The organism is Tolypothrix sp. FACHB-123 (genome assembly GCF_014697075.1).
GTDB lineage: Bacteria > Cyanobacteriota > Cyanobacteriia > Cyanobacteriales > Nostocaceae > Aulosira.
This window is the reverse complement of record NZ_JACJRE010000151.1, coordinates 1-2,464: the sequence shown is the minus strand read 5'-3', so window position 1 is coordinate 2,464 and position 2,464 is coordinate 1. Positions and strand designations below refer to the sequence as shown.

1 protein-coding gene and 1 pseudogene are annotated in these 2,464 nt (G+C 39.5%); one reads left to right on the top strand and one right to left on the bottom strand.

Features of this window, described 5'->3' with window-relative positions; all coding sequences use genetic code 11:
• Positions 1-73: 73 nt before the first annotated feature.
• Positions 74-1,669, top strand: a complete 1,596-nt coding sequence (locus tag H6G41_RS34420) for a hydantoinase B/oxoprolinase family protein (protein WP_190752871.1) — start codon at positions 74-76, stop codon at positions 1,667-1,669.
• 167 nt (positions 1,670-1,836) lie between these two features.
• Here H6G41_RS34420 and H6G41_RS34415 read toward each other — a convergent pair.
• Positions 1,837-2,145: pseudogene (locus tag H6G41_RS34415) on the bottom strand (IS630 family transposase); the annotation flags it as partial.
• Between the last annotated feature and the right edge of the window lie 319 nt (positions 2,146-2,464).

Genomic DNA, 2,464 nt, shown 5'->3' with positions numbered 1-2,464 from the left:
CTCTATTTGCTGGGAAGTTAAATGATTTTTTGCTGGCATTATTCCATTTTTTGACTGAATTCGGCTTTTTATTATACCCTATTTAAATGCTGAACAGCTTAATACATCCTCACCCGACCCTGTCCGCTTAGAAATCTTCAAAAACCTCTATCAATTCATTGCAGAACAAATGGGAATTGTTCTGCAAAATACGGCAGCATCGGTGAACATCAAAGAACGCTTAGATTTTTCCTGCGCTATTTTTGACACTTCTGGATCATTAGTCGCTAATGCTCCTCACATTCCTGTACATTTAGGTTCAATGAGTAAAAGTGTTCGTAGTTTAATCAATAATAAAGGCAACACTATAAAACCAGGAAATGTATATCTATCTAATAATCCTTATAACGGCGGAACACATCTTCCTGATGTCACAGCAATTACCCCCGTGTTTCTGAATAATAATGAAAATACTTTAGGCTCCAGTCCTCTATTCTATGTTGCTGCTCGTGGACACCAAGCAGATATTGGCGGCATTACTCCTGGTTCCATGCCCCCTCACAGTACTACGGTAGAAGAGGAAGGAATTATATTTGATAATTTTCTCCTGGTTGATCAGGGAGATTTTCGCGAAACAGCAGTCCGAGAGTTACTGTTAAATCATCGTTATCCTGCTCGTAACCCTGCTAAAAATATCGCTGATTTTAATGCACAAATTGCCGCCAATGAACGAGGGGCACAAGAACTCCGCAAAATGGTTTTTCAGTACGGACTTCAGACAGTACAAGCTTACATGAAATTTGTCCAAGATAATGCCGAGGAGTCAGTTAGACGGGCAATTGATGTTCTCAAAGATGGCTCATTTATTTATGAAATGGATAGCGGTGCAAGAATTCAAGTTAAAGTGGCGATTAATCGAGAAAATCGCAGTGCAATTATTGATTTTACTGGCACATCTGGGCAACTAACCAGTAACTTTAATGCTCCTAAAGCTGTAACTCAAGCAGCAGTTTTATATGTCTTCCGTACTCTAGTTGATGATAGTATTCCTCTCAACGCTGGGTGTCTTAAACCTTTAGAAATTATCATTCCTGAAGGCTGTATGCTCAACCCAACTTACCCAGCAGCAGTTGTAGCAGGTAATGTAGAGACATCTCAAACCATTGTTGATGCTTTATATGGTGCTTTGGGTGCGAGTGCTGCTTCTGCCGGAACGATGAATAATTTTACTTTCGGTAATGAGCGTTATCAATATTATGAAACCATCTGCGGTGGTTCTGGCGCAGGGGTTAACTTTGATGGTACTGATGCAGTCCAAACCCACATGACTAACTCCCGCTTGACTGACCCAGAAATTTTAGAAACTCGTTATCCTGTGCAAGTAGAAAGCTTTTGTCTGCGTCCCGATAGCGGCGGTAAAGGAAAATATTCAGGTGGTAACGGTGTGATTCGCCGCATCAAGTTTCTTGAACCAATGACAGCTAATATTCTTTCTGGTCATCGCCGTGTCCCTCCCTTTGGATTAAATGGTGGGGAAGCTGGGAAAGTCGGACGCAACTGGATACAACGTCAAGATGGAACACAAGAAAATTTAGACAGCACAGCAACAGTCCTGATGCTACCTGGAGATATTTTTGTGATAGAAACCCCTGGTGGTGGTGGATTTGGTTCAATCCATAATTCACCTTGAGCCAGTGCCGGATACCGTTGGCGAAATATTGAAATATTACATAACATAAAAACGCCAATTTTACCGCATATTAAATTGATAACTGCAATCTCTGAAATATTCAGTATAAATCCGTCTAAATTCAGAAATTCTAACTTGCCGGATGATATATAACAATCCTAACTGATTCATGAGAAAACACCATATTCATGGAGCTTAGAAAAGTCAAAAATTTGACAATTAAGCGACAATTCAAATAAAGCCTTGACAACAGAGAAGGAATGGCAGAAAAAATGAAACTCTCGAATCAGTCTTTTGCCTTGCAACCAAATATCTTCTACAGGGTTATGTTGAGGTGCATTTGGGGCAAATCTTTTTCTGCGAAACGCTACGCGAACACAAGTTATCAACCATTGTTCTTTTTCTAAATTCGCATTCAAAGAATCTAAATAATCTTTGATTTGTTTAGAGCGATGATAACTAGCGCCATCCCACAAAAAGCGGTGGTGGCAGATTAATTCGCTGCTCGCGTATAGTTTCTACATTTACACCAAGTCTTGAAGCTAAATCTTCTTCCGTTAGCGGTTGGATTCTTTGAGTTGAATAAAATTTTCACATTAACCAGGTAACAATCTCTCCACATTCAAAATTTAAGGGTAGGTTTTGCTCTTACCCTTTGCAATTTTTGGAAAAGTGTAACAACTATTTCATTTACTTTGGCTATCATTTGTTATCACCCAAATATTCTGATTTTGATAAAAATCTCCACGTTGTTCCAAAGTAAACCCACCCAGCAACAATCCTAGCCATATCTCA